The 24803-nt window shown below is 64.1% G+C and carries 23 protein-coding genes and 1 riboswitch; of the genes, 19 read left to right on the top strand and 4 right to left on the bottom strand.

Annotated elements, in window-relative coordinates; all coding sequences use genetic code 11:
• The first annotated feature begins 13 nt into the window (after positions 1 to 13).
• Positions 14 to 1285 carry an S-methyl-5-thioribose kinase gene (gene mtnK / locus FJW03_RS02850; protein WP_140760596.1) on the top strand — a complete coding sequence of 424 codons (1272 nt, stop codon included), beginning with the start codon at positions 14 to 16 and terminating at the stop codon, positions 1283 to 1285.
• The gene (gene mtnA, locus FJW03_RS02845; RefSeq protein ID WP_140607348.1) at positions 1282 to 2391 is read left to right on the top strand and encodes an S-methyl-5-thioribose-1-phosphate isomerase; all 1110 of its coding nucleotides are present in this window, start codon (positions 1282 to 1284) and stop codon (positions 2389 to 2391) included. The genes mtnK and mtnA overlap by 4 nt, the downstream gene beginning before the upstream one ends.
• On the opposite strand, the gene FJW03_RS02840 is transcribed toward mtnA, so the two are convergent.
• Positions 2388 to 2927 (bottom strand): Lrp/AsnC family transcriptional regulator, encoded by a 540-nt coding sequence (locus FJW03_RS02840; RefSeq protein WP_140607349.1) that lies wholly within the window; start codon positions 2925 to 2927, stop codon positions 2388 to 2390. The genes mtnA and FJW03_RS02840 overlap by 4 nt on opposite strands.
• 49 nt (positions 2928 to 2976) lie before the next feature.
• Here FJW03_RS02840 and FJW03_RS02835 point away from each other — a divergent pair, with 49 nt between their 5' ends.
• The 6 genes from FJW03_RS02835 (at position 2977) to FJW03_RS02810 (ending at position 8205) form a co-directional block, all read left to right on the top strand.
• Entirely contained in the window at positions 2977 to 4191 is a 1215-nt protein-coding gene (locus FJW03_RS02835) for an MFS transporter (protein ID WP_140760593.1), read from the top strand.
• Positions 4192 to 4225: 34 nt separating this feature from the next.
• Positions 4226 to 4428, top strand: a riboswitch (FMN riboswitch).
• Positions 4429 to 4504: 76 nt separating this feature from the next.
• Positions 4505 to 4975: a 6,7-dimethyl-8-ribityllumazine synthase gene (locus FJW03_RS02830; RefSeq protein ID WP_140760591.1), complete on the top strand. Its 471-nt coding sequence runs from the start codon at positions 4505 to 4507 to the stop codon at positions 4973 to 4975.
• A 251-nt stretch (positions 4976 to 5226) separates the two neighbouring features.
• On the top strand, positions 5227 to 5565 hold the full coding sequence (locus FJW03_RS02825) for a FadR/GntR family transcriptional regulator (RefSeq protein WP_246678537.1): 339 nt from the start codon (positions 5227 to 5229) through the stop codon (positions 5563 to 5565).
• Between the two features lie 260 nt (positions 5566 to 5825).
• Positions 5826 to 6890, top strand: coding sequence for a class II fructose-bisphosphate aldolase (gene fba / locus FJW03_RS02820; protein ID WP_140760587.1), 1065 nt, complete (start codon positions 5826 to 5828; stop codon positions 6888 to 6890).
• Positions 6891 to 7213: 323 nt separating this feature from the next.
• Positions 7214 to 7372, top strand: coding sequence for a peptide ABC transporter permease (locus FJW03_RS02815; protein WP_140607354.1), 159 nt, complete (start codon positions 7214 to 7216; stop codon positions 7370 to 7372).
• A 107-nt stretch (positions 7373 to 7479) separates the two neighbouring features.
• Complete coding sequence (locus FJW03_RS02810) at positions 7480 to 8205, top strand: MgtC/SapB family protein (protein WP_140607355.1); 726 nt, start codon at positions 7480 to 7482, stop codon at positions 8203 to 8205.
• A gap of 180 nt (positions 8206 to 8385) precedes the next feature.
• Here FJW03_RS02810 and ftsZ read toward each other — a convergent pair whose 3' ends face one another.
• A complete protein-coding gene (gene ftsZ / locus FJW03_RS02805) occupies positions 8386 to 9423 on the bottom strand; it encodes a cell division protein FtsZ (protein ID WP_140607356.1) in 1038 nt (345 codons plus the stop codon).
• 550 nt (positions 9424 to 9973) lie between these two features.
• Between ftsZ and FJW03_RS02800 the strand changes: the two genes are divergently transcribed.
• Together FJW03_RS02800 and FJW03_RS02795 are read left to right on the top strand one after the other, a co-directional pair.
• Positions 9974 to 10672: a GntR family transcriptional regulator gene (locus FJW03_RS02800; RefSeq protein ID WP_140696558.1), complete on the top strand. Its 699-nt coding sequence runs from the start codon at positions 9974 to 9976 to the stop codon at positions 10670 to 10672.
• A gap of 274 nt (positions 10673 to 10946) precedes the next feature.
• Complete coding sequence (locus FJW03_RS02795) at positions 10947 to 12302, top strand: glutamine synthetase family protein (protein ID WP_140760585.1); 1356 nt, start codon at positions 10947 to 10949, stop codon at positions 12300 to 12302.
• Between the two features lie 5 nt (positions 12303 to 12307).
• On the opposite strand, the gene FJW03_RS02790 is transcribed toward FJW03_RS02795, so the two are convergent.
• Positions 12308 to 13168 carry a MurR/RpiR family transcriptional regulator gene (locus FJW03_RS02790; protein ID WP_140760583.1) on the bottom strand — a complete coding sequence of 287 codons (861 nt, stop codon included), beginning with the start codon at positions 13166 to 13168 and terminating at the stop codon, positions 12308 to 12310.
• Positions 13169 to 13407: 239 nt separating this feature from the next.
• Between FJW03_RS02790 and murA the strand changes: the two genes are divergently transcribed.
• From murA to FJW03_RS02745, 9 genes are all read left to right on the top strand, one after another.
• A complete protein-coding gene (gene murA / locus FJW03_RS02785) occupies positions 13408 to 14664 on the top strand; it encodes a UDP-N-acetylglucosamine 1-carboxyvinyltransferase (RefSeq protein WP_140760581.1) in 1257 nt (418 codons plus the stop codon).
• Positions 14661 to 15539 (top strand): N-acetylglucosamine kinase, encoded by an 879-nt coding sequence (locus tag FJW03_RS02780; protein ID WP_140760578.1) that lies wholly within the window; start codon positions 14661 to 14663, stop codon positions 15537 to 15539. The genes murA and FJW03_RS02780 overlap by 4 nt, the downstream gene beginning before the upstream one ends.
• Positions 15540 to 15718: 179 nt before the next feature.
• Positions 15719 to 16642: an N-acetylmuramic acid 6-phosphate etherase gene (murQ, locus tag FJW03_RS02775; RefSeq protein WP_140760576.1), complete on the top strand. Its 924-nt coding sequence runs from the start codon at positions 15719 to 15721 to the stop codon at positions 16640 to 16642.
• 127 nt (positions 16643 to 16769) lie between these two features.
• Entirely contained in the window at positions 16770 to 18287 is a 1518-nt protein-coding gene (locus FJW03_RS02770; RefSeq protein ID WP_140760575.1) for an ABC transporter substrate-binding protein, read from the top strand.
• A gap of 147 nt (positions 18288 to 18434) precedes the next feature.
• The gene (locus tag FJW03_RS02765) at positions 18435 to 19394 is read left to right on the top strand and encodes an ABC transporter permease (protein ID WP_140760573.1); all 960 of its coding nucleotides are present in this window, start codon (positions 18435 to 18437) and stop codon (positions 19392 to 19394) included.
• Positions 19394 to 20233 (top strand): ABC transporter permease, encoded by an 840-nt coding sequence (locus FJW03_RS02760; RefSeq protein WP_140760826.1) that lies wholly within the window; start codon positions 19394 to 19396, stop codon positions 20231 to 20233. Before FJW03_RS02765 ends, FJW03_RS02760 begins: the two co-directional genes overlap by 1 nt.
• Entirely contained in the window at positions 20230 to 21978 is a 1749-nt protein-coding gene (locus FJW03_RS02755; protein WP_140760571.1) for an ABC transporter ATP-binding protein, read from the top strand. The genes FJW03_RS02760 and FJW03_RS02755 overlap by 4 nt, the downstream gene beginning before the upstream one ends.
• Positions 21979 to 22186: 208 nt before the next feature.
• A complete protein-coding gene (locus FJW03_RS02750; RefSeq protein WP_140760569.1) occupies positions 22187 to 23191 on the top strand; it encodes a serine hydrolase domain-containing protein in 1005 nt (334 codons plus the stop codon).
• A 10-nt stretch (positions 23192 to 23201) separates the two neighbouring features.
• Complete coding sequence (locus FJW03_RS02745; protein ID WP_140760567.1) at positions 23202 to 24317, top strand: anhydro-N-acetylmuramic acid kinase; 1116 nt, start codon at positions 23202 to 23204, stop codon at positions 24315 to 24317.
• Here the strand turns inward: FJW03_RS02745 and FJW03_RS02740 are convergent, their stop codons facing one another.
• Positions 24318 to 24746: a GNAT family N-acetyltransferase gene (locus FJW03_RS02740; RefSeq protein ID WP_140607368.1), complete on the bottom strand. Its 429-nt coding sequence runs from the start codon at positions 24744 to 24746 to the stop codon at positions 24318 to 24320.
• Between the last annotated feature and the right edge of the window lie 57 nt (positions 24747 to 24803).

Raw genomic sequence — 24803 nt, 5'->3', positions numbered from 1 at the left:
GGGAGGGAGAAGAATGACTGGAAAATTGCCGTTCGAAGCATTGTCTGTGGAGATGCTTTCGACGCGCCTCGGCACGAACGAGGCGCTGTGCGCGAAAATCGGCAAGGACGCGACACAATGGAAGGTGCGCGAAGTCGGCGACGGCAATCTGAACCTCGTCTTCGTCGTCGAGGGCGCCAGTGGTACCGCCGTGGTCAAGCAGGCCCTGCCTTATGTCCGCCTGGTCGGCGACAGCTGGCCGCTGCCGCTGAAGCGTTCCTTCTTCGAATATCACGCGCTGACCCGGCAGGAGGCGCGCGCGCCGGGCTCGGTGCCGGCAATCCATCATTTCGATGAAGCCCAGGCGCTGATCATCATGGAATATCTGTCGCCGCACATCATTCTGCGGCGGGCACTGATCGAAGGCCGGCAGTTGCCGAACATCGCCAGGGACATCGGCGTGTTCATGGCCCGCACGCTGTTTCGCGGCTCCGATCTGTCGATGACAGCCAGGGATCGCAAGGCCGATCTGGCGCTGTTCGCCGACAATGTCGAACTTTGTGACATCACCGAGAACCTGGTGTTCTCGGACCCCTATTTCGATGCGAAGATGAACAGGCATACCAGCCCGCAACTCGACGCCGTGGTTGCCGAACTGCGCGCCGACCGCGACCTCAAGGTCGAGGCGCAGCGGCTGAAGCATATTTTCGCCGCCAATGCCGAGACGCTGCTGCATGGCGACCTGCATTCCGGCTCGATCATGGTCACCGACACGGAAACCCGGATGATCGATCCGGAGTTCGCCTTCTACGGCCCGATGGCCTTCGACGTCGGCATGCTGCTCGCAAATTTCTGGATGTCGTTCTTCTCACAGCGTGGGCATGAGCAACAGGGCAAGCGCGATGCCATGCGCGCCTACCTGCTCGATGTCATCGTCGAGACATGGGCGGTGTTCCGCGCCGAATTCTCGCATCTGTGGCGCACCGAGCGCACCGGCATGCTCTACCAGAAGAGCCTGTTCGAGGATCAGGGCGACAGGCTCGGCGCCGAGCAGGCGCTCGACCATGTGCTGCACCAGATCTGGACGGACCTGCTCGGCTTTGCCGGCATCGAGGTGCACCGGCGCATCCTCGGCCTCGCCCACAATGCCGATTTCGAAACCATTGCCGATGAAGACCTGCGCGCCAGTTGTGAAGCCAAGGCGCTGAAATTCGGCCGTCACATCGCCGTCAACCGGCGCCAGATCCACAGCATCGACGAGGTCAACCATTTGGCCGCGCTGATCGAACAGGAGAGCGGAATTTGAACGTCGGCGACCGCCACTACCGGACAATCTGGCTGAGCGATGACGGGCGTTCGGTCGATATCATCGACCAGCGCTGGCTGCCGCATGATTTCCGCATCGAGACGATCGGTACCGTTTCCGGCATCGCCACCGCCATCCGCGACATGTGGGTGCGCGGCGCGCCGCTGATCGGCGTCACCGCCGCCTATGGCGTTGCCATGCAGATGACGGATGATCCATCCGACGCGGCGCTCGACGCCGTGTGGGAGACGCTGCACGAGACGCGCCCGACGGCGATCAATCTGCGCTGGGCGCTCGACGAGATGCGGCGCTTCCTCCGCCCGCTGCCAACAGAACAACGTGCCGCGGCCGCCTATCGGCGCGCCAGCGAGATCGCTGACGAGGACGTCGGGCTGAACCGCGCCATCGGCGAAAACGGACTTGCCATCATCAAGGCGATCGCCGCGCGCAAGCAGCCCGGCGAGACAGTCAATATCCTGACCCACTGCAATGCCGGCTGGCTGGCGACCGTCGACTATGGCACTGCCACCGCGCCGATCTACCTGGCGACCGAGGCGGGCATTCCCGTCCACGTCTATGTCGACGAGACGCGGCCGCGCAACCAGGGCGCCCAGCTGACCGCCTGGGAGATGGCAGGCCACGGCGTGCCGCACACGCTCATCGTTGACAATGCCGGTGGTCACCTGATGCAGCGTGGCGAGATCGACATGGTCATCGTCGGCACCGACCGCACCACCGCCGACGGCGATGTCTGCAACAAGATCGGCACTTATCTGAAAGCACTGGCCGCCGCCGACAATGACGTGCCGTTCTATGTCGCGCTGCCGTCGCCCACCATCGACTGGACGGTGCATGACGGGCTCAAGGAGATCCCGATCGAGCAGCGCTCGGCCGACGAGGTTTCGCTGGTCTGGGGCAAGACCGCCGGCGGCGAAATCGCCCAGGTGCGCGTCTCCCCGGAGGCGACGCCCGCGGCGAACCCTGCCTTCGACGTGACACCGGCGCGGCTGGTCACCGGACTGATCACCGAACGCGGCGTCGCCCAGGCCTCGCGCGATGGCCTGAAGGCGATGTTCCCCGAGCGGGATGATCGGTCGGCAACTTAGTAAAGTGGCCTGACCAGGTGCCGCGGCATTGGCCATTGTGCCGTGATGCCGGGCTGTACCGGTCGTTCGAGATAGGTCGACAGCACCACATAGCTGCGCGTCGAGGTGACGCCCGGCGTATCGTAAAGGCGCGACAGAAGTCCTTCGAGCGCCCGCGTGTCCTCGGTGCGGACCTTGAGCAGCACGCATGTATCCCCGGCGACCGTGTGGATCTCCTCGACCTCGGGATATTCGGAGACCGCCATCAGCTCGGGGGTCTTGCCCCAACCCCTGGTGTCGATATGGACGAAAGCGAGCAGCGGCTTCCTTACCGCATTGGGATCGATGATGGCGGCTGTGTTGCGGATGGCGCCGCTGCGCCGAAGCCGCTTGACGCGCTCGTGGGCAGCCGGAGGCGAAAGGCCGACGCGATCGCCGAGTTCGGCATAGCTGACGGTCGCATCGTCGACCAGCACGCCTAATATTTTTCGGTCGATTGCATCGATATCCCGGGCCGTTGGCCTGTTCTGCGGAATGCCATTTGTTTCTTCATCCATGGAGAGAATTCCCGATTGCAGCTGAATGAAATACGGCCATTATGGTGATATGTCGAACAGCAATCAAGCAGCAGCTCTAACCGCAAACGTCCGGCCGCCCATCCCGGCTCTCGCTTATCTGTTGACCGGGTGCATCGCGGTGATCGGCTCGAACTCGCTGGTTCTTGGGCCGATAGCCCCTGCTGTCGCGGTGTCGTTCGGAACCAGCGTCCCTGCTGTCATGGTGGCGGCGGCAGCGTTTGGCCTCGGAACCTCGGCAAGCGCCCTGTTCCTGGCACGCTATATCGACCGGCTCGGTGCCCGCCGGATGCTGCAGGGGGCATTGCTGCTGCTGGCGATAGCCCTTGTGGCCAGCGCGGCGGCACCGACGGTGCTGATGCTGGTCGCGGCCCAATTACTCGCCGGCATCGCCGCCGGCGTCGCCATGCCGGCCATTTATTCCAGCTCCGCGGCCATCGCGCCACCTGGCCGCGAAAGCGGGACCATCGGTGTCGTGCTGACCGGATGGACGCTCAGCATGGTGGCCGGGGTCTCCTTGTCGGCCGTGCTTGCCGATCTCGTGCATTGGCGCGCCGTTTTTGCCGCCGTCGCGCTGCTCGCGATCCTCGCGCTGGCAAGCCTTGCGATGACGTCGCTGAGCGACGCCAGGAAGGCTGGCCCGGCACCAACGCCGCTGGCGGCGTTGAGCATTCCCGGCATCGTGCCGCTGCTCATCGCCTGCGCGGCCTTCATGACCGCCTTCTACGGCGTTTACGGCTATCTCGGCGATCACCTGCACAGCGGGCTGGGCAAGCCGGTGAGCGCCAATGGGTGGGCCGCGCTCGCCTATGGTATCGGCTTCGGCGCGGCCGCTCTCCTCGACGGCGTGATCGATCGCCTGGGTGCCCGCCGCGTCATGCCGTTCGCCTATCTTCTCGTTGCTGTCGTCTATGTGGCCATCGCCGCGACAAGCAACAGCTTCGGGCTGACCCTGACCATGGTGGCGGTGTGGGGACTTGCCAACCATTTCGGACTGAACGTCCTGGTGACCCGCCTGTCGGCACTCGATCCCTCGCGGCGCGGCACGATCATGGGCCTGAACAGCGCGGTGACCTACCTGGCGGTCTTTGTCGGCACCACCGGTTTCGGTCCACTCTATTCCAATTTCGGCTTTGTCGTCTGCGCGATGGTCGCGGCGCTGCTGATGCTGGTTGCGGCTTCCGCGGCGGCATGGCGCCAGACTGGCCAAATAGACGTGATGGGCCACCGGCGTTCGCACGGTTGACAGCGGCACCCCCGCCCTTTCATACAAAGCACGTTAATGTTCTCAGGGCGGGGTGAAAGTCCCCACCGGCGGTAAGGACTCTCACCTCGCATGGTTCCTTTCCGAAAACCGTTGTCGGTTTTCGGGGCCATGCACGAGACCCAAGCCCGCGAGCGCTTTCCAACAGAGTTGGAAAGGTCAGCAGATCCGGTGTGATTCCGGAGCCGACGGTCACAGTCCGGATGAAAGAGAACGAAACGGAAAACGGACCGCCCAGGCGGCCGGCTTTCGTATCGTGCGTCCTGATTCTGGTTCGAAGCGGAAGGATGGACCCATGAATCAGCATTCCCACAAAGACTATGAAACACGCATCGCCGTTGTCAGGGCGCGCTGGCACGCCGATATTGTCGACCAGTGCGTCACCGCCTTCGAGGCGGAACTTGCCGCGCTCGGCGATGGGCGCTTTGCCGTCGAAGTCTTCGACGTGCCCGGCGCCTATGAGATCCCGCTGCATGCCAAGACCCTGGCGGCGACCGGCCGCTATGCCGCGATCCTTGGCACGGCATTCGTCGTCAATGGTGGTATCTACCGGCATGAGTTCGTCGCCGGCGCCGTCATCGACGGCATGATGAACGTGCAGTTGTCCACCGGCGTGCCGGTGCTTTCGGCGGTGCTGACGCCGCACAACTACCACGACAGCGCCGAGCATCACCGCTTCTTCTTCGAACACTTCACCGTCAAGGGAAAGGAAGCGGCGAAGGCCTGCGTGCAGATCCTCGCCGCTCGGGAAAAGATCGTGGCATGACGGCGGCGGCTCAGGCCATGAGCCGCCCCTCGCCCGGCTACGGGGCAAGAAACTTCCGATGCCGTCGCAATCGGCAATGTCCTCGCCTCGCCACCGCCCTATCCGATGCTCGGACGCGGCAGGAGTTGAGCGGGTCAGCGATTACCAACGCTGAACCGTTCTGACGCTTTGCAATTGGTCTGACGCAAGGCCGCGCCGCCCATCCCGGCGCCCTGGCGGCGGAGCGCGCCAGCCCGGAGCAGATCGCTGAATTGCGGGCAATCCTCGAACAGATGGAACAGGCTAGCGATGACGGCGAACGCTTCGCAGTACCGGATCTGGCATTCCACCAGACGATCCTGCACATATCGGGCAACGAGCTGATCGGTTCGCTCGCCGCCTTGATCGAGACCGCACTGGTGATCAGCTTCCGGCTTTCGGACGACAATCCGGCCGGCCAGCGCCACTCGCTCAGCCTGCACCGGCAGATTGTGGAGAACATCGAAAAGCGTGATCCGGCAGCCACCAGCAAAGTTCTGATCGACCTGCTGGACGGGGCGGAAGCCGACGTGCGGCGTTCCCTCGCGGCCAGGCTTGGCAGACAGAAATAAGCCGGCACTGCCGCGCACACTCAGCACTGGTCGTCCCGGCCCGAAGCCTCTTTCACCCCACGCCGACACCGCCTTCCATCCGTCAGGCGGGGCGGTCAAAGGGAGCCGGCCTTTATCGCTGCGCTGTAACAACATTTGCGGCTGGGATGGTCCGGGGCGGTTGCGGTCGCGCGGAAATCCGGCCAGAAACATCGGCGGGCTGGACGATGCGCGGACAGCCCGCAACCAAAGGCTTGAAAACAGATACGGGAGACTATTCGTTGGCTCGCATCACACTGAGACAATTGCTCGATCACGCCGCCGAATACGGCTATGGCGTGCCGGCCTTCAACATGAACAACATGGAGCAGGGCCTCGCCGTAATGGAGGCGGCGGAAGAGACCAAGTCGCCCGTCATCCTGCAGGCGAGCCGCGGCGCGCGCGCCTATGCCAATGACGTCGTGCTGGCCAAGCTGATCGACGCGCTGGTCGAGATCCATCCCGACATCCCGGTCTGCATGCATCTCGACCATGGCAACAACGAAGCCACCTGCGTCACGGCGATCCAGTACGGCTTCACCTCGGTGATGATGGACGGCTCGCTCAAGGAAGACGGCAAGTCGCCCGCCGACTACGCCTACAATTCCGGCATCACGCGCCGCGTCGTCGACATGGCGCATTGGGGCGGCGTTTCGGTGGAAGGCGAAATCGGCGTACTCGGTTCGCTGGAGAGCGGCGGCGGCGAGCAGGAGGACGGCCATGGCGTCGAGGGCGCGATCAGCCACGACCAGTTGCTGACCGATCCGGTGCAGGCCGAACAGTTCGTGCGCGACACCCATGTCGATGCGCTGGCGGTCGCCATGGGCACCAGCCATGGCGCCTACAAATTCTCGCGCAAGCCCGACGGTGCTGTGCTGGCGATGAACGTCATCGAGGAAATCCACCGCCGCCTGCCCAACATGCATCTGGTCATGCACGGCTCGTCCTCGGTGCCGGAAGACCTGCAGGAGATCATCAACAAATATGGCGGCCAGATGAAGCCGACCTGGGGCGTGCCGGTGGAAGAGATCCAGCGCGGCATCAAGCACGGCGTGCGCAAGATCAACATCGACACCGACAACCGCATGGCGCTGACCGGCGCGATCCGCAAGGTGCTGACCGAGAACCCCAGCGAGTTCGACCCGCGCAAGTACCTGATGCCGGCCATGGCGGCGATGAGGAAGCTCTGCAAGGAGCGCTTCGAGCAGTTCGGCACCGCCGGCAATGCGCCCAAGATCAAGCCGATCCCGCTGTCGGACATGGCCAAGCGCTACAAGTCGGGTAGCCTCGATCCGAAATTCGGCTGAACGGCCGGCTGCTGGAGCGGTTCAGCGTTTGACGCGCCGAACCGCTCTTCGTTTTTCACGCACTTGCCGGGATCCTGCGAGGCCCGCTGTGCAGGGCGCCAGGGCAATCGGTGATCTCGAGCGGTATGACTATACCGGCGGCGTCGATCGCATTCTGCAGGATCCCCAGCCGCTTGGCGACCTCGCACTGGGCCAGGCCGCCGACGTGATGAAGCCCACGTGGCACGTACGGCGGCAGTTCGGCTGGAACTTCGAGCGTCAAAAAAGGTTTTTAACATCGACACTTCAGCGTCGCGGCGCGCGCGGCAAGGAAGGAGCACGTCATGAGCAAGGATCGCGGCAGGGAAGGACCCGTCTTTTCCGGACAGGACGCAAGGCAGGGCGAAATCATCCTGCGCACGCGCACTCACCGCATCATCTTCGTCGCCGGCCTGATCGGCATCGTTGTGCTGGGATTGGTGCTGGCTTTGGCCGTCCGATGACCGGCGTGCCCCGTCTCGACTCGAGGGTGCGACGCATTGCGCCATAAGAAATCGCCAGCGCCGGGCGGTGCTGAAGGCCTGGGGGACAAGGGCGGAGCACGAAAACAATGTTCGAGCCGCTTTGCTGCGATATGCCGGTTCATCCGACTTGGCCCGATCTCGTCGCGCGCCTCCTGTTTGTGCTGCTGGCAGGTTTCCTCATTGGCCTGAACAGGGAAGCGCGCGGCCACACCGCCGGGCTTCGCACGACCATCCTGGTCGGCCTTGCGGCCGCGGTTGCCATGATCCAAGCCAACATGCTGCTTGATACGATGGGCAAAGGGGCGGACTCCTTCGCCCGCATGGATGTCCTGCGTTTTCCGCTTGGCGTGCTGACCGGTGTCGGCTTCATTGGCGGCGGCGCCATCCTTCGGCGCGGCGATCTTGTGACCGGCGTCACCACCGCCGCCAGCATGTGGATCATGACCGTGATCGGGCTTGCGTTTGGCGGCGGCCAGTTCGGCCTTGGCGCGATCGCAACGCTGCTGACGATGGTAACGCTCCAGGCGTTGAAATGGATCGACCTCAAGATTCCGCGCGACCATCATGCGATCCTGTCGGTCTCCTCGGCGAAATCCTCACCGCCCGACCTTCGGGAAATGGTGCGGCCGCTTGGCTACGACGCACGTCTTTCCACGATGGAGCATGACTCCGGCCGCGGCCGCTTCGTGTACTCCTTCAACCTCGAGTGGAAGCAACCCGAGGCGGCGGAAACGTCAACGGAAATCCTGGCGGTGGTCGGCCGGCACTGCGAGATCGAGCGATTTGAGCTGGTCGGCGAGAAGTCGCCCTGAATGACGGAAGCGTTGCGGTCTCACTTCCGCGCTACCAGGAACTCGATTCCCACGCTGCCATCCAGGTGAAACGCCACCGCCCGAGCGGAACGTTCCGGTACGGAGTGCAAGCGAGTGCGGCCTGACCGTGTTGCTCCGCAAGCGGACGCCCCGATGCCAGTCATTCGAAGGAAACAGATCCTACTGCAAAATCCGCGCGGCAGGCGGTACGGAGTGGTTATGGGCGATGCCGGCGTCGGCATCGCCCTCGCCGAGCGAACGGTCGAGGCCGGTCGCCACCACCGAAACCCTGAAGCGGCCTTCCATGCTCTTGTCGAAGATCGCGCCGACGATGATGTCGGCGTCTTCGTAGACCTCCTCGCGGATACGGGTGGCGGCCTCGTCGACCTCGAACAGGGTCATGTCCCTGCCGCCCGATATCGACACCAGGACGCCTTTCGCGCCCTTCATCGACATCTCGTCAAGCAGCGGATTGGCGATCGCGGCTTCGGCCGCCTTCATCGCCCGGTTCTCGCCGGACGCCTCGCCGGTTCCCATCATGGCGCGGCCCATGCCGCGCATGACCGACTTGACGTCGGCGAAGTCGAGATTGATCAGGCCTTCCTTGACGATGAGATCGGTGATGCAGCTGACGCCGGAATAGAGCACCCGGTCGGCGATGACGAAGGCATCGGCGAAGGTGGTCTTGGCATCGGCGATGCGGAACAGGTTCTGGTTCGGGATCACGATCACCGTGTCGGCGCTTTCGCGCAGCCGCTCGATGCCCTCCTCGGCCATCTGCATGCGGCGCCTGCCCTCGAAGGTGAAGGGCTTGGTGACGACGCCCACGGTCAGGATGCCTGCCTTGCGCGCGGCCTGGGCGATGATCGGCGCAGCACCGGTGCCGGTGCCGCCGCCCATGCCGGCGGTGACGAAACACATATGCGTGCCGGCCAGATGGTCCATGATTTCGTCGAGCGATTCCTCCGCGGCGGCGCGGCCGATCTCGGGCAGCGAGCCGGCGCCCAAGCCTTCGGTGACATGCGCGCCAAGCTGGATCAGCCGCGTCGCCTTCGACATGGTCAGCGCCTGGGCATCGGTGTTGGCGGCGATGAATTCAGTTCCCTGAAGCTGTTCGGCGATCATGTTGTTGATAGCATTGCCGCCGCCACCGCCAACGCCGATGACGGTGATCTTGGGCCTCATCTCGGAGATTTCCGGCTTCTTGAACTCGGCCATGCTGCTTCTCCTTCGCCAATTGCGCGCGCTTCACGACCCACCCGCAGACTGCCTGTAAGACATTGCGATCGAGCGGCATGACGCGAATCAGTCCGTTCGGATGGGTGCCCCAAAAAGCCAGAGAGCGGCCGGACGTGCAAGAGCGCGAAAGGTCAAGATTTGTGATGAAGGGGCCGACCATGCGCGGCAGGCTGTCCGGTCCTTGGCGAATGCGTGCGATTCGGCCTTCGCTTCAGGACGCCTTGCGCTCCGGAACCTGGCTGGTCGCCCGTTCCTCAGATGGAAATGATAGATCGGGTCAAGCAGGTAGGCCGCCGGCAGATATTCTTCGGCGAGATAGCGAAACACATCCGGGCCATGGATCTTGTTGTAGAGCACGTTGGTGCCGGCAGAGAAACGAGTTGGCTTGCCGCGCAGCGATTGAAGCGTCTATCATGTGGCGACAAACCGCTGGGTTCGGCGCTTTCGCCGTGCCCGGCCCGATCGGGACTGTCCACGGCAGATGTCGTCGGGGTAGATTTCAGAACGAATGAAGTAGCGCCCCCCGCCCATGGCCGACAGAACACAATTCGGGTTGACCGCCGTCGACACCGTCCCGTTGCATGAGAAGGTCTATCTGGAGCTTGTGCGGGCCCTGATGTCGGGCCAGTTCACGCCCGGGCAGAAGCTCACCTCGCGCAAGCTCGCCAAGGAACTCGGCACCAGCGACATGCCGGTGCGCAGCGCCTTCATGCGGCTGCAGGCGCTGCGGGCGCTGAGCCCGATGCCGAACGGCAGTGTCGAGGTGCCGGCGATCTCCGCCGACCGGTTCTCGCAACTGACCGTCGTGCGCACGATCCTCGAAGGCTCGGCGACCGAACTCGCGACAAAACGCATCAACGGCAACAATCTTCGGGCAATCCGGCGCCACAGCCTGGAATTGACCCTGGCGGCGCGCGAAGGCGATATCGACGACTATCTCAGGAAGAACTACGCCTTCAAATTCTCGATCTATCGCCATTGCGGCAACGAGCAGATGATCTTCTTGATAGAGACCGTCTGGATGCAGGTTGGCCCCTTCCTCCGGAATCTCGCCATGGGGTTCGAGGACGATCTCTCCTCCATCCTCGACATCGACTATCACGAGGAAGTCGTCGCCGCGATCGAGGCGCAGGATGGGGCACGAGCCCGCGCGGCCATCGTCCGCGACATCGAGGAGGGCGCCGCGCACATCCTCCAGCAGGCCAGATTTCCGGACGCTGGAAGCTAGGATTACCCGGCGATCCAAAGCCTAGGCGTGGCTGCCGCGGCCGATCAAGCACGTCGAATGTCCCTTGGCTTTCGGCCCTCTTGCCTCTATGTTGCGATCGCAGATCGCGAAATTGGTTTTGAAATGCCTCCCGATATCCCAGCTAGTGACTTGAAAAAATAAGGAAAAGCATCCGGCGGCGACCGGATATGCTTTTTGAAAACTCACTAGCATTTTTATCCGGGATAGCGCAGCCGGCCAGGCTTGGGCACCTTCGAAAACCAGAGGTTGGAAATTGAGCGATGCAATTGCGGACGTCCTGAGCTGGCTTGAAAGCAGGAACGACATCCAGAGCCTGAGGGCGGCGGTGTGCGATCTCAACGGCGTCATGCGGGGGAAACGCATCCCTGTGGAGCAGGCCCGGAAGGCGCTGGAAGGCAAGCTGCGCATGCCTTACTCGCTGATCGGCCTCGACATCTGGGGCGAGGACATCGAAGGCAACACGCTGGTGTTCTCGACCGGCGATGCCGACGGACTTTGCCACTGGACGGGACGCGGCATCCTGCCGGTGGACTGGACGGCGCATCCGACCGCGCTGGTCCCGCTCTGGCTCGCCGACGAAAGTGGCGCGCCCTATCTCGGTGACCCCCGGCGGGCGCTGGCCCGCATCCTCGGCCGCTACAAGGCGCTCGGCCTCACCCCCGTGGCGGCGACGGAACTCGAATTCTATCTGGTCGACCCGCAATCGCAGCGGCCGGTCGGGCCCGTCTCACCGGTCACCGGGCGCCGGCTCGATTCCGACGCCGCGCTGTCGATCGACGAGATCGACGATTTCGAAGCCTTCATCCACGACGTCTACGAAGCCTGCCGGGCGCAAGGCATTCCCGTCGACACGGCGATCGCCGAGAACGGCGTCGGCCAGTTCGAGATCAACCTGAACCATGTCGCCGATGCCCTGCGGGCGGCCGACGACGCGGTGTTGTTCAAGCGCACGGTCAAGGGCATTGCGCGCAAGCACGGTTTTGCCGCCTGTTTCATGGCCAAGCCCTATGGCGACCGGGCCGGCAACGGCTTCCATGTCCATTTCAGCCTGATCGACGCCGAAGGGCGCAATGTGTTCGACGACGGCACCGACCAAGGCTCCGACATCATGCGCCACGCCGTCGGCGGGCTGCTGGCGGCGATGGCCGAGAGCACATTGGTATTCGCGCCGCACTTCAATTCCTACCGCAGGCTGCGCCCGCGATCCTATGCGCCGACCGCGGTCGCCTGGGGCTACGAGAACCGCATGGTCGCAATCCGCATTCCCGGCGGCCCGACCGGAGCGCGGCGCATCGAGCACCGCGTGTCGGGCGCGGACGCCAATCCCTATCTCGTCCTTGCCGCCATACTGGGCGCGGCGCTGATCGGCATCGAAAGGCAGATGTCGCCAGGCGAGCCGACCGGAAGCGATGGCCAAGGCCTTCCACCGGCGAAGTTGCCGCCGGACTGGGCTTCCGCGATCGCAGCCTTCGAAGGCGGGGCGCATGTGGCGGAAATTTTCCCGGCGATCCTGCGCGACTCCTTCATCGCCTGCAAACGTCAGGAGTTGAACACGTTCGCCCTCAATGTCAGCGACTTCGAGATCGAGACCTATCTCGAAAGCGTCTGAGGGCCTTACGGCGATCGCTCGGCCTTCAGCACCGAGACCGCCGCTTCGCTGTTGTGGACATAGTCGTTGGCGTCCGGCTGCCTCTGCACCAGCAGGATGAACAGCAGGTCCGTCAGCGTCAGCTGCGCGTCGCGCGCGGTGATGGAGGAGGAGCGCGCACGCTCTTCATCGGCGATGGTGTAAAGGCGGATGTCGGCGACGCGGCTCAGCGGATTGTCCTGAAGGCCGGTGACGGCGATCACCATCGTGCCGCGCTTGCGGGCAAGCTCGGCGATGCGCAAAGTTTCGATGCTGGCGCCGGAATAGGACAGCGCGAACAGCACGTCGCCCTCGCCAAGGGTCGAGACATTGGCCATCTGGATGTGGCTGTCGCTGTCATACACGACATTGCGGCCGAGCTTCATCAGCTTGTAGGAGAAATCGCGTGCCACCAGAGAGGAGGCGCCGACGCCGACCAGATGGATGCGACGCGCGCCATCCAGCAGTTCCAGCGTCCGGGAGATGATGCGCTCGCTGTTGGCGGCGATGGTCTGCTGCATCGACAGAAGCTTGCTGCCGATCAGCTTCTTCAGGATGACCGGAAAACCGTCGCCGACCTCGATGGAACCGTGGATGACGCCGGCCGGCACCTGCCAGTCCCGCGCCTTGGCCTCGCTGACGGCGAGCTTGAGCTCCTGGTAGCTGGCATAGCCGAGCTTCTGGCTGAACTTGACCACACTTGACTGGCTGCGGCCGATCTCGGCCGCGAGGGCGGCCGTCGACAGCCGCAACATCTGGTCGGGATTGTCGACGATGTACTGGCCGATCTCACGATCGCCAGGCGACATGCCGTCGAGCTTCGCATTGATTTTCTTCAGAACGGACATGGACCCTCTAGAGCATGATGCCGAAAAGTGTGAAGCGGTTTTCGGACGACATCATGCTCCATCCCCTTGATCTGGTGCTCCGGTGCTCGACTTCAGAGGAATAAATTATTCCAATTCCGATTGACAGCCAAGAACGCAGAATTAATTCTCCGACTGGACAGGCGAAAGCTCGGGATTCGAGACGGGCTCCCGAAAGCGAGCCGGACGGCCGCCCGGATACGCTACACAAGGTATCAGCCATGGACAGACTGCGGATCGTCGGCGGACAAAGACTACAAGGCGCGGTAACGATCTCCGGCGCCAAGAATGCCGCCTTGCCGCAGATCGCGGCCGCCCTGCTCAGCCCCTACCCGCTCGAACTGACCAACCTGCCGGAAGTGACCGACGTCGAGAACATGCTCGGCGTGGTGCGGCTTCACGGTGCCGACGTGACGCGGTCGCCGCATGCCGCGACGATCGATACCAGGGCCGCCGTTTCCAAGGAGACGTCCTACGACACGGTGCGGAAGATGCGGGCGACGGTGCTGGTGCTGGCGCCGCTGCTTGCCCGTTTCGGCCATGCCCGGGTTTCGCTGCCGGGCGGCTGCGCGATCGGCGCGCGGCCGGTCGATATGCATGTCGCCGCGCTCGCGGCACTCGGCGCCCGGATCGCCATCGAGAATGGCTTGATCGTCGCCTCGACACCGAACGGGCTGACCGGCACGCGCATCGTCTTGAGCTCGCCATCGGTCGGGGCAACGGAAACCGCCATGATGGCCGCGACCACCGCCAAGGGAGAAACCGAGATCCTCAACGCCGCGCGCGAACCGGAGGTGGCCGATCTCGCGGCCTGCCTCAACGCCATGGGCGCGCGCATCGAAGGCGCCGGCACGCACCGCATCCTGATCGCGGGCGACAAAGGCTGGCATGCCGCCAGGCATGACATTATCCCGGACCGCATCGAGGCCGGCACCTATGCCATCGCCGCGGCGATCACCGGCGGGCAGTTGGAACTCACCCATGCCCGGCTGGAGCACATGGCCTCTGTCGTGCAATTGCTGGAGGCCACGGGCGTGAGCGTCTGGCCCGGCGATCGCGGGCTCATCGTGTCGCGCGAGCGGCCGCTCAGGGCCGCCGACCTCACGACGGAACCTTATCCGGGTTTTCCAACCGACCTGCAGGCGCAGTTCATGGCGCTGATGTGTTGCGCGGACGGCGCGTCGCTGCTGCGCGAAACCATCTTCGAGAACCGCTTCATGCATGTTCCTGAACTGATGCGGCTCGGCGCCAACATCAAGCTGCAGGGCACGACGGCGCTGGTGCGCGGCGGCGCGAAACTGCACGGCGCGCAGGTGATGGCCACCGACCTGCGCGCTTCGGTGTCGCTGGTGCTGGCGGCGCTGATCGCCGAGGGCGAGACAACCATCAACCGCGTCTATCATCTCGACCGCGGCTATGAACAACTGGACCGCAAGCTGCGTCTGTGCGGCGCCGACATAGAGCGGCTGGGCGCATGAGCGGCGCGATTTATTTCCTCGGCGTCGACGGCGGCGGCACCGGCTGCCGGGCCCGCATCGAGGATAGAGAGGGCATCGTGCTGGGACAGGGTCTGTCCGGCCCGGCGACAACGCGGCTCGGCATCGACGCGGCCTGGGCCTCCGTTGCAAAGGCGTTCGGCGCGGCGATCGAGGAGACAGGATTCGGCCCGGCCGAAACCGCCCGGATCCGCGCCGGCATCGGCCTTGCCGGCATCGGCCGCAAGGGTGCGCTGGAGGCGTTGCGGGCGATCGCGCATCCCTTTGCCAGCATCGATTTCGTCAGCGACGGCGTCGGCGCCTGCCTTGGCGCGCATTCCGGCCTCGACGGCGCCATCGTGATTGCCGGCACCGGTTCGATCGGCCTCGGCTTTGTCGAAGGCCGCGACCTGCGCGCCGGCGGCTACGGATTTCCGATCTCCGACGAGGGCAGCGGTGCCGACCTTGGGCTGAAGGCCGTGCAACTGGCGTTGCGCGCGCATGACGGCCGGCACGAGCGGACGGCGCTGCTGGCGGAAGTGATGCAGCGCTTCGAGGGTGACCCGATGGAAGCCGTCGCCTGGATGGACCGCGCCAGCGCCACCGATTACGCGGCGCTGGCGCCCATGGTGATGCGCCACGCCGACCAAGGCGATCCTGTCGGACGGCGCATCGTGCAAGGGGCCGCCGAGCAGATCGACACGCTGGTGCGGGTGCTGTTCGAGAAAGGCGCGCCGCGCGTGACCTTGCTGGGCGGCCTCGCCAGCCCGCTCGAACCCTGGCTCTCTCCCGATGTCCGGCGCCGCCTCAAGCCCGCTGACGGCGACGCCGTATCCGGCGCGATCATTCTTGCCAAGCGGTCACTCTGCACACGGTAGGCTTAGTAGGGTGAGGAATAAAATATTCCAAAAATCTGTTGACGGTGCGAATATCGAATTCTAAAAAGTTAACAACAGAGACTGAATGGCGACAGGCGGATTGATTCATCCGTGTGCACCGGCACCGGCCGAAGATCCATATTCGACGCCCGGCCGCGCGGCGATTTGAAAGCACCGAGATGACTGAACAAGGGTTGATGTCCGAGCTGGACCGGCTGGTTTCCGAAGGCCGGAACCCGAGGACTGTCGACATCGACCTGCTGCCTACCCTGGACGTCCTGCGCAAGATCAATGACGAGGACAGGGTTGTCCCGTCGGCTGTCGAAAAGGTGCTGCCGGAAATCGCGGCCGCGGTCGACCGCATCGTGCTTGCCTTCCAGAAGCGCGCGCGGCTGATCTACATCGGTGCCGGCACCAGCGGGCGGCTCGGGGTTCTCGATGCTTCGGAATGCCCGCCGACCTTCCGCGTGCCGGAAGGCATGGTTGTCGGCCTCATCGCCGGTGGTTCCGACGCGCTGGTGCGGTCGATCGAAGGCGCCGAGGACGATCCGAAGATGGGCGCACAGGCGCTGCGGGAGATCGAGCTCGCACCGGACGACGTGGTGGTCGGCATCGCGGTCAGCGGGCGCACACCCTACGTCATCGGCGGGCTGAACTATGCCAAGCAGATGGGCGCTACCACGGTCGCCCTTTCGTGCAATCCGGCATCGACCATTGCCGGGATCGCCGACATCGCCATCTCGCCGGTCGTCGGTCCTGAAGTGCTTACCGGCTCGACACGGCTGAAATCGGGGACCGCGCAGAAGCTGGTGCTCAACATGCTGACCACCGCCTCGATGATCCGCATCGGCAAGAGTTTCCAGAACCTGATGGTCGACCTCAACCCTTCCAACAAGAAGCTGGTGGCCAGGGCAATCAGGATGGTCATGCAGACGACCGGCTGCACTGCGCCTCAGGCACGGCACGCTCTCGACCAGACCGGAAACGACGTCAAGCTGGCCATCCTGGTGACGATCACCGGCATGGGCGTCGAGGAGGCGCGGGCGGCGCTCGGCAAGGCTGGGGGATTCCTGCGAAAAGCAATCACCGACATGACGGCATGATGGCGCATGAGACAAGACGGCGTGAAGCCGCATAGACTGGGCCGATACTCCAAAGCATGTGTCTCTTGGAAGCACTCGGCGGAAACTGCAAGGCATCGAGTTCAAAACCATAATGGGAGACGAAAAAATGGTAAGGCACTTCACAAGAACATTGCTGTCGGGCTTCGCCGTGGCGGCGATGCTCGGCATCGCGACGGTTTCGCCGCAGGCGGCGACGCTGCATATGGCGTGGTCGCAGGACGCCACCGGGCTTGACCCGCACAAGCAGACGGCCTTTTCGTCGCTGCGGCTCCTGGAACTGATCTATGAGCCGCTGGTGCGGGTCGACGCCAGCCTACAGATCGTTCCCGCCATCGCCACGTCCTGGGAATTCTCTAAGGATGGCAAGGAACTGACCTTCAAACTCGACCCCAAGGCGAAATTCCAGGACGGCACAGCGGTCACCTCGGCCGACGTCAAGGCCTCCTTCGAGCGCATCCTCGACGAGAAGACGGGTGCGGCCGCCCGTGCGAATTTCCTGTCGATCGCCAGCATCGATACACCTGACCCGACGACCGTCGTCTTCCATTTGTCGCAGCCAGACGTGCCGATCCTGACGGCGATGAGCGACGTCAACGCGGCCATCGTTCCGGCGGCTGAAATCAAGGCCGGCTCGATTGGCACCAAGGCGATCGGCTCGGGACCCTTCAAGCTCGACAAATGGGACCCCAACGCAAAGGAAGTCTTGAGCGCCAACAAGGAGTGGGCGGGCGGCGCGACCGGCGTCGACGGTATCGAGATCAGCGTGCTGCCCGACGAGGCGGCGATCCTGGCCGCCATGCGCACCAAGCAAGTCGATTTCGCGCTGCTCAATGACCCGCTCGTCGCCACGCTGGTGCCAAAGGAACCCAGCCTGCAGCTCAACCGCGTGCCGGTGCTGGCCTATCACGTCCTACAGCTCAACCCGTCGCGCAAGCCGATGACCGAGCTCAAGGTGCGCCAGGCGATCTCCTGCGCCATCGACCGGCAGGAGGTGCTGGACACCGCTTCGCTCGGCGAGGGCAAGGTCACCGGACCGCTGACCATCCCGGCGCTGGCGACCGATCCGAGCCAGTTGTTCTGCTACAAGCGTGACGTCGAAAAGGCCAAGAAGCTGATGGCCGAGGCCGGCTTTGCCAACGGATTTTCGGCGACCGTGATCGGTGCCACCGGCGAACCGCCGACGGCCGCGGCGGAAGCCCAGGTCATCCAGTCGCAGCTCGCCGAAATCGGCGTCAAGCTGGACATCAAGATGATGGAGCTCAATGTCTATGTCGACGCCTGGCTGAAGGGCGATTTCGACATGGCGATCGCGCTCAATGGCGGCCGTGCCGACCCCTACACAATGTACAACCGCTACTGGACCAAGACGGGCAATCTGCAGAAGGTGGCGAACTACATCGACGACACGCTCGACAACCTGATGCAGAAGGGCCGCGCCGAGACCGACCCGGCGAAACGCAAGGCGATCTTCGCCGAGTTCGAGAAGCACCTCGCCGAAGTGTCGCCGTGGATATGGCTCTACACATCCTACAGCTACACGGCCCAGCAGAAGAACATTGCAGGCTTCGTGCCGACGCCGACGGGCACGCTGTTCAGCCTGAGCGAGGTTACCATCCAGCAGTAGCCGCCGCAGGCCCTAGAGTCGGATGATTTCAGGTCGAATCGACCTGAAATCTGAATCCGCCTCTAGATCAAAAGATAGAGCATGATGTCGTCCGAAGACCGCTTCACACTTTTCGGCATCATGCTCTAGACGAGAGGACTTCTTCGCGTGAACTATCTGATGCGACGACTGGCGGCGTTTCCTCTCGTCCTGCTTGGCGTATCCATCCTGGTCTTCGTCGCGATCCGAATGGTACCGGGCGATTCGATCACGGCGATGCTGGGTACCGAAGCCGGCCTGCTGACGCCGGCGCAGCGGGACTCGCTTGCCGCCTATTTCGGCATCGACCAGCCCTGGTTCGTCCAGTACTGGCGCTGGATCGGCGGGATCCTGCACGGCAATTTCGGCATCTCCGTCACCTATGGCAGGCCGGTCCTCGACGTCATCCTCGAGCGTTTCCCGCTGACGCTGGAGCTGGCCCTCCTGTCGATGATCATCGCGCTGGCCGTCGGCCTGCCGGCCGGGATCTACGCCGCCACGCACAATGAGAAGCCTTCCGATCTCGGGGTGCGCATCGTCGCCATGATCGGCCAGTCGACGCCGAGCTTCGTGCTTGGCCTCTTGATCATCTACACGCTGTCGGCCGGCTTCGGCGTGTTACCTGCAATGGGCGAATTCGCGCCGCTCCGGCAGGATCCGCTGCGCAATCTCAGCCAGCTGATCCTGCCGGCAATCACGCTCGGCTTCGCTTTCGCCGCGTCAGTCACGCGCATATCGCGCTCGGCGATGCTCGACGTGTTGAGCGACGATTATGTGCGCACCGCGCGCAGCAAGGGCGCACCGGCGCGCAGCGTCATCTGGCGGCATGCGCTCCCCAACGCGCTGATCCCGGTCGTGACGCTGAGCGGCATCGAGTTCGGCTATCTCCTGGGCGGCGCCGTGATCGTCGAGCAGATCTATGCCCTGCCCGGTCTCGGACGCATGGTGCTCGATGCCATCCTGCAGCGCGACTACGCGCTGGTGCAGGGAAGCGTGCTGTTCATCGCCCTCAACTTCATGATCGTCAATCTCCTGGTCGACCTCGCCTATGTCGCGCTCGATCCGCGCATCCGGCTGGGCGAACAATGATGCGTATCCTGCGCGCCATTTTCGCCCATGGCAGCGGCCGCATCGGCGGCATCATCGTCGGCGCCTATCTCGTGGTCGCGATCCTCGGGCTGCTAGGGCTGACGCCGCACAATCCGATTACGCAATACCGCATCGACCGGCTGCACGCGCCCAGCGCCGCCTACTGGATGGGCACCGACCTGTTCGGGCGCGATGTGGCCAGCCGCCTGATGGCTGGCATCGGACAATCCTTCACGGTCGCCTTCTTCTCGGTCGCCTTCGCGGCCCTTGCCGGAACCGTGCTTGGGCTGGCGGCTGCCTGGCTCGGCCGTCGCTGGGACGGGGTGCTGATGCGGATCATGGATGTGCTGCTCGCCTTCCCGGCGATCCTGCTGGCGCTGCTCATCGTCACCGTTGCCGGGCCCGGCACATGGACCAGCGTCGTTGCCATCGGCATCGTCTACACGCCGATCTTCACGCGCGTCGTGCGCGGCCCTGCTTTGTCGCTCAAGGCCCGCGAATTCGTCGATGCCGCGCGCACCTTCGGCAGCAGTTCGAGCTATATCGTCACGCGCCACCTGCTGCTCAATCTGGTGGCGCCCTTGACGGTACAAGTGACGCTGGCGCTGGCCTGGGCGCTGCTCACCGAGGCGGGCTTGAGCTTCCTGGGTCTGGGCACGCAGCCGCCGGCCGCCTCGCTCGGCCTGATGCTGAGCGACAGCCGCAACCTGATGGAAACCGCGCCCTGGCTGATGATCTTCCCGGGCCTGACGATCATGATCAGCATCCTCGGCTTCAACCTGCTTGGTGATGCCTTGCGCGATATACTCGACCCGAAGATGCGAAGGACGCCGGCATGACCCCGCTTCTGTCTATCCGCGACCTTCGCGTCGGCTTCGGCCGCAATCCGCAGGCCAACGAGGTGGTGCGCGGCGTCAGTTTCGACCTCGCCGACGGCGAGACACTGGCCATTGTCGGCGAAAGCGGTTCCGGCAAATCCGTCACCGCGCTGTCGATCAACCGGCTCATCGATTTCGGCGGCGGCCGCATCACAGGCGGCTCGATGCAACTGAAGCGGGCCAACGGCACCATATTCGACCTGATGAGCGCGACCGAGCCGCAATTGACCGGCATTCGCGGCGCCGAGATCGGCATGATCTTCCAGGAACCGATGACCTCGCTCAATCCGGTGCTGACGATCGGTTCGCAGATCGAGGAATCGTTCCGGCTGCATCGCGGCCTGACCGGTCGGCAAGCCACGGCGGCAGCCAGGGATGCGCTCGACCGCGTGCGCATTCCCGATGCCGCGCGGCGGTTGAAATACACGCCCAACCAGCTGTCGGGCGGCATGCTGCAAAGGGTGATGATCGCCATTGCGCTGGCCTGCAATCCACGCCTGCTAATCGCGGATGAGCCGACGACCGCGCTCGACGTCACCGTGCAGGCGCAGATCATGGCGCTGCTGGCCGAACTGAAGCGCGAAAGCGCCATGTCGATGATCTTCATCACCCATGATATCGGCCTGGTCGCCGGCATCGCCGACAAGATGATGGTGATGCAGAACGGACAGGCCGTCGAACAGGGCGAGCTGAACCAGATCCTCGACAATCCGCGGCATCCCTACACGCAGCATTTGCTGCACGCCGTGCCGCATTTCGCCAACGGCCGCGCGACGCGCGCGGACGGGCAGCGCGACAAGGATGCAGGCACGGAGCCGGCCTTGACGGTCGACGGCCTCGTGGTGCGGTTTCCGCTCAAGAGCAATTTCTTCAGCCGCGCCACCGGCGCGGTGCACGCCGTCGATGGTGTCGACTTCGACCTGATGCCGGGTGAGACACTGGCCATCGTCGGCGAAAGCGGTTCGGGCAAATCCACCACAGCCAAGGCGGTGCTTGGGTTGGTGCGGTCGACGCGGGGCAGCTTCTCGGTCAGCACGCGAACGGCCTCGGCCGAGCGCAGCGCCAAGCCCGTGCAGATGGTGTTCCAGAACCCCTACGCTTCGCTCAACCCGAGACTGACCATCGAAAGCATCCTGGCCGAACCGGTGATCGCCACCGGTGGTCGCGTTGATACCGAGACGCGTGCCAGGATGGCGAGCCTGCTCGAACGCGTCGGCCTGCCGAAAAACAGCCTGCAGCGCTATCCCCACGAATTCTCCGGCGGCCAGCGGCAGAGGCTGTGCATCGCCCGTGCGCTGATGCTCAACCCTTCCGTCGTGGTTCTCGATGAAGCGGTGTCGGCGCTCGATGTTTCGGTGCAGGCCAAGGTGCTGGAGCTGCTGGTCGACCTGCAGCGCGAGTTTGGGCTCGCCTATCTGTTCATCTCGCACGACATGGCGGTGGTCGAGCGGATCGCCCACCGGATCGCCGTCATCTATGCCGGCCAGATCGTCGAGATCGGTGACGCGACCTCGGTGCTGTCGAAGCCGAAACATTCCTATACGAAGAAACTGATCGCCGCCGTTCCGACCATCGACCGCCGACGCGAGCGTTTCGAGATCGATACACGCCAGGTGCCCTCGCTGGTGCGCCCGCAGGGGTTTGAGCCGGCGCCGGCGAAGTGGGAGCTGTTGGGCGGGGATCATATGGTGAGGGTGGAAACTTAGACATGTTTGCGGGACAGCACCCCCCTCTGGCCTGCCGGCCATCTCCCCCACAAGGAGGGAGATTGGCAGTTCTAGCGTCCCGCACACCTTACAATGCAGGAGATTGGCGAAAGCGATGGCGACATCTGATCTCCCCCCTTGCGGGGGAGATGTCCGGCAGGACAGAGGGGGGTGGGACGGAGCGCCAGCTTGCGAATAGGAGGCGGGATTGACCAACCTTGCCCATCTCTTCGACCACGCGTTCCAACCGCTAGCGGACGCGGTAGTCACCAAGCGCATTCCCGGCGGCATGCTTGGCATCGTCGACAGAAATGGCGAACGCATCGCCAAGGCGATCGGCTCCGCGCAGCTCGTGCCGAAGCAGCGGCCGATGACCGTCGAAACCTGGTTCGACCTCGCATCCCTGACCAAGGTCATCTTCACGACGCCGCGCATCCTGGCGCTGGCGGAGAGCGGTGTCATCGATCTCGATGCGCCGCTGATCTCCGTCCTGCCTGATCTGCGCCAGTACGATGCGGGAGCCTGGGAGCGGACGGTGACGTTCCGCCAGTGCCTCGGTCACCAGACGGCCTTTCCAGCCGTCGAGCCGATCTACACTTATGGGCGCGACCCCGACCTGCTGCGCGCCTTCATCCTGCAGCGCGAATGGCGGGCTCGCGACCCGGTCTATTCCGATATCAATTTCATCCTGCTCGGCTTCGCGCTGGAACGGCTGTCGGGCAAAACGATCCGTGACCTGGAACCCGGTCCAGGCTTTGCCTGGTCAACAGAGTCGGACGCCGCCGCCGCGACCGAAGACTGCACCTGGCGCCATCGCGTGCTCTCAGGCGAGGTGCACGACGACAATTGTTCGGCGCTGCAGGGCGCGGGGCATGCCGGCCTGTTCGGCACGGCAGCTTCGGTGCTCGATTTCGCGCAAGGGCTGCTGGATGGCGATGGCGTATCCGAGCACTCGATCGCGCTGATGCGAACATCCGTGTCCGCCACCCGCACCCATGGCTGGGAGCGGCCTTACGAAGGCTGGTCGGGCGGCGCATTGTGCAGCCCGGGAACGATCGGCCACACCGGCTTTACCGGCACCGGCCTGTGGATCGACTTCGACAAAGGCAAGGCGTGGACCTTGCTCACCAACCGGATCCATCCGACACGTCATTTCGACAGCGGAATCGTCCAGCTTCGGCAAGCGGTCGGCGATCTCATCAACATCGACTAAGGAAGCGATCATGGAACCAATCTGGGCCGTCGGCCTGATGACCGGCACCGTGCTGGACGGCAACATCGACGTCGCTTTGATCAAAACCGACGGCGAAAGAATCGACGATTTCGGCACTTACCGGCTGATGCCTTATCCCGCGTCGATCCGTTCCCTGCTGGAAGACACGCTGAAAGAAGCGCGGGCCTGGAATTTCGTCGGACCCGAACCGGTGATCTTCCGCAGGGCCGAGGAAGCGCTGACGCGTGCCCAGTCGGCGGCGGTGAAGGAATTGGTCGAGGGCTATGGCATGACGATGGCCGATATCGGTGTCGTCGGCTTTCACGGCCAGACGGTGCTGCATCGCGCGCCGCAGGTCGGACGGCTCGGCCAGACACGGCAGCTTGGCGATGGCGAGTTGATGCATTCCATCCTGGGTACCAGGGTCGCCTATGACTTTCGCTCGGCCGACATGCGCGCCGGCGGACAAGGCGCGCCTTTGGCCGCCGCCTATCACACCGCGCTGATGCGCAGCGCCGGCGCCAGCGGCGAGGTGGCGGTGCTCAATCTCGGCGGCGTTGCCAACATCACCTGGTGGGACGGCGCCGACAATGTCGTTGCCTTCGACACCGGCCCCGCCAACGCGCCGCTCAACGATTTCATCAAGTCGAAGGGGCTCGGCGAAATGGATCGCGACGGCGCGCTTGGCCGCGCGGGAACGGTCGATGAGGCCAGGCTGGCCAAGCTGCTGCAGCACCCCTATCTGACCAAACCCTATCCGAAATCGCTCGACCGTTTCGACTTCGGCGCCGCGATGGCCGACGGCCTGGGCGCCGAGGATGGCGCTGCGCTGCTCACCGCCTTCACCGCCGCCGCCGTCGGCAAGGCGCTTGACCTTTTGCCAAGCCGGCCGAAAAAATTGGTGGTCAGCGGCGGCGGCCGTCACAACCCGACGATGATGGCGATGCTCGCCAGCCGCGCCGGTGTCGAAGTGGTGCTGGCCGAGAAGCTCGGCTGGAGCGGCGACGCGGTGGAAGCCGAATGTTTTGCCTTCCTGGCGGTGCGTGTGCTGCGCGGCCTGCCGATCAGTTTTCCAAGCACAACCGGAGCCCCGCAGCCGATGCGCGGCGGACGTCTGGCGGGCTGATCACTCAGCCAACAGTTTCTTCTGCAGGAAGATGCGGCTGCGACCGACCGGGAAATCGGACAGCGTCCCGAAGGGTTGATAGCCCTGGCGCTGGTAGACCCTGGAGGCGTTGGGACTGAAGGTGTCGATCCAGGCGTTCCGGCAGCCGCGCGCCACAGCTTCCTGCTCGGCAGCATCCAGCATCCTGCCGGCCATGTGCTGGCCGCGCAGCCTTTCATCGACCCACAGCCATTGCACGTAGAGCCAGCCCCAGGCCGTGTAGCCGGAGATGCCGGCAACGACCGCGCCATGCTCGTCGCGCACGAACACGGCCAGCGCCTTCCTTTCCGACGCGCCGACATCGCCGTCATTGAAGGCCGTCAGGCGCTCGCCGAGAAAGGCGAGGTCTTCCGGCAAGGGGTTTGCCGTTGTTTCGAGTGTCGTGTTCATGGCTGTTTCCGGAATGCTTGGCTGGGCAGGAATGAAGCGTTACGAAGCGCAATGCCC

This window comes from Mesorhizobium sp. B4-1-4, assembly GCF_006439395.2.
Lineage (GTDB): Bacteria > Pseudomonadota > Alphaproteobacteria > Rhizobiales > Rhizobiaceae > Mesorhizobium.
This window is presented reverse-complemented; position numbering and strand designations above follow the sequence as displayed.

Bases quoted from the DNA above. Each gene is read 5' to 3' on its own strand.
- mtnK (WP_140760596.1), top strand. From the start codon at position 14: ATGACTGGAAAATTGCCGTTCGAAGCATTGTCTGTGGAGATGCTTTCG.
- FJW03_RS02840 (WP_140607349.1), bottom strand. From the start codon at position 2,927: ATGGATGAAGAAACAAATGGCATTCCGCAGAACAGGCCAACGGCCCGG.
- FJW03_RS02835 (WP_140760593.1), top strand. From the start codon at position 2,977: ATGTCGAACAGCAATCAAGCAGCAGCTCTAACCGCAAACGTCCGGCCG.
- FJW03_RS02830 (WP_140760591.1), top strand. From the start codon at position 4,505: ATGAATCAGCATTCCCACAAAGACTATGAAACACGCATCGCCGTTGTC.
- FJW03_RS02815 (WP_140607354.1), top strand. From the start codon at position 7,214: ATGAGCAAGGATCGCGGCAGGGAAGGACCCGTCTTTTCCGGACAGGAC.
- FJW03_RS02810 (WP_140607355.1), top strand. From the start codon at position 7,480: ATGTTCGAGCCGCTTTGCTGCGATATGCCGGTTCATCCGACTTGGCCC.
- ftsZ (WP_140607356.1), bottom strand. From the start codon at position 9,423: ATGGCCGAGTTCAAGAAGCCGGAAATCTCCGAGATGAGGCCCAAGATC.
- FJW03_RS02800 (WP_140696558.1), top strand. From the start codon at position 9,974: ATGGCCGACAGAACACAATTCGGGTTGACCGCCGTCGACACCGTCCCG.
- FJW03_RS02790 (WP_140760583.1), bottom strand. From the start codon at position 13,168: ATGTCCGTTCTGAAGAAAATCAATGCGAAGCTCGACGGCATGTCGCCT.
- murA (WP_140760581.1), top strand. From the start codon at position 13,408: ATGGACAGACTGCGGATCGTCGGCGGACAAAGACTACAAGGCGCGGTA.
- FJW03_RS02780 (WP_140760578.1), top strand. From the start codon at position 14,661: ATGAGCGGCGCGATTTATTTCCTCGGCGTCGACGGCGGCGGCACCGGC.
- murQ (WP_140760576.1), top strand. From the start codon at position 15,719: ATGACTGAACAAGGGTTGATGTCCGAGCTGGACCGGCTGGTTTCCGAA.
- FJW03_RS02770 (WP_140760575.1), top strand. From the start codon at position 16,770: ATGGTAAGGCACTTCACAAGAACATTGCTGTCGGGCTTCGCCGTGGCG.
- FJW03_RS02760 (WP_140760826.1), top strand. From the start codon at position 19,394: ATGCGTATCCTGCGCGCCATTTTCGCCCATGGCAGCGGCCGCATCGGC.
- FJW03_RS02755 (WP_140760571.1), top strand. From the start codon at position 20,230: ATGACCCCGCTTCTGTCTATCCGCGACCTTCGCGTCGGCTTCGGCCGC.
- FJW03_RS02745 (WP_140760567.1), top strand. From the start codon at position 23,202: ATGGAACCAATCTGGGCCGTCGGCCTGATGACCGGCACCGTGCTGGAC.
- FJW03_RS02740 (WP_140607368.1), bottom strand. From the start codon at position 24,746: ATGAACACGACACTCGAAACAACGGCAAACCCCTTGCCGGAAGACCTC.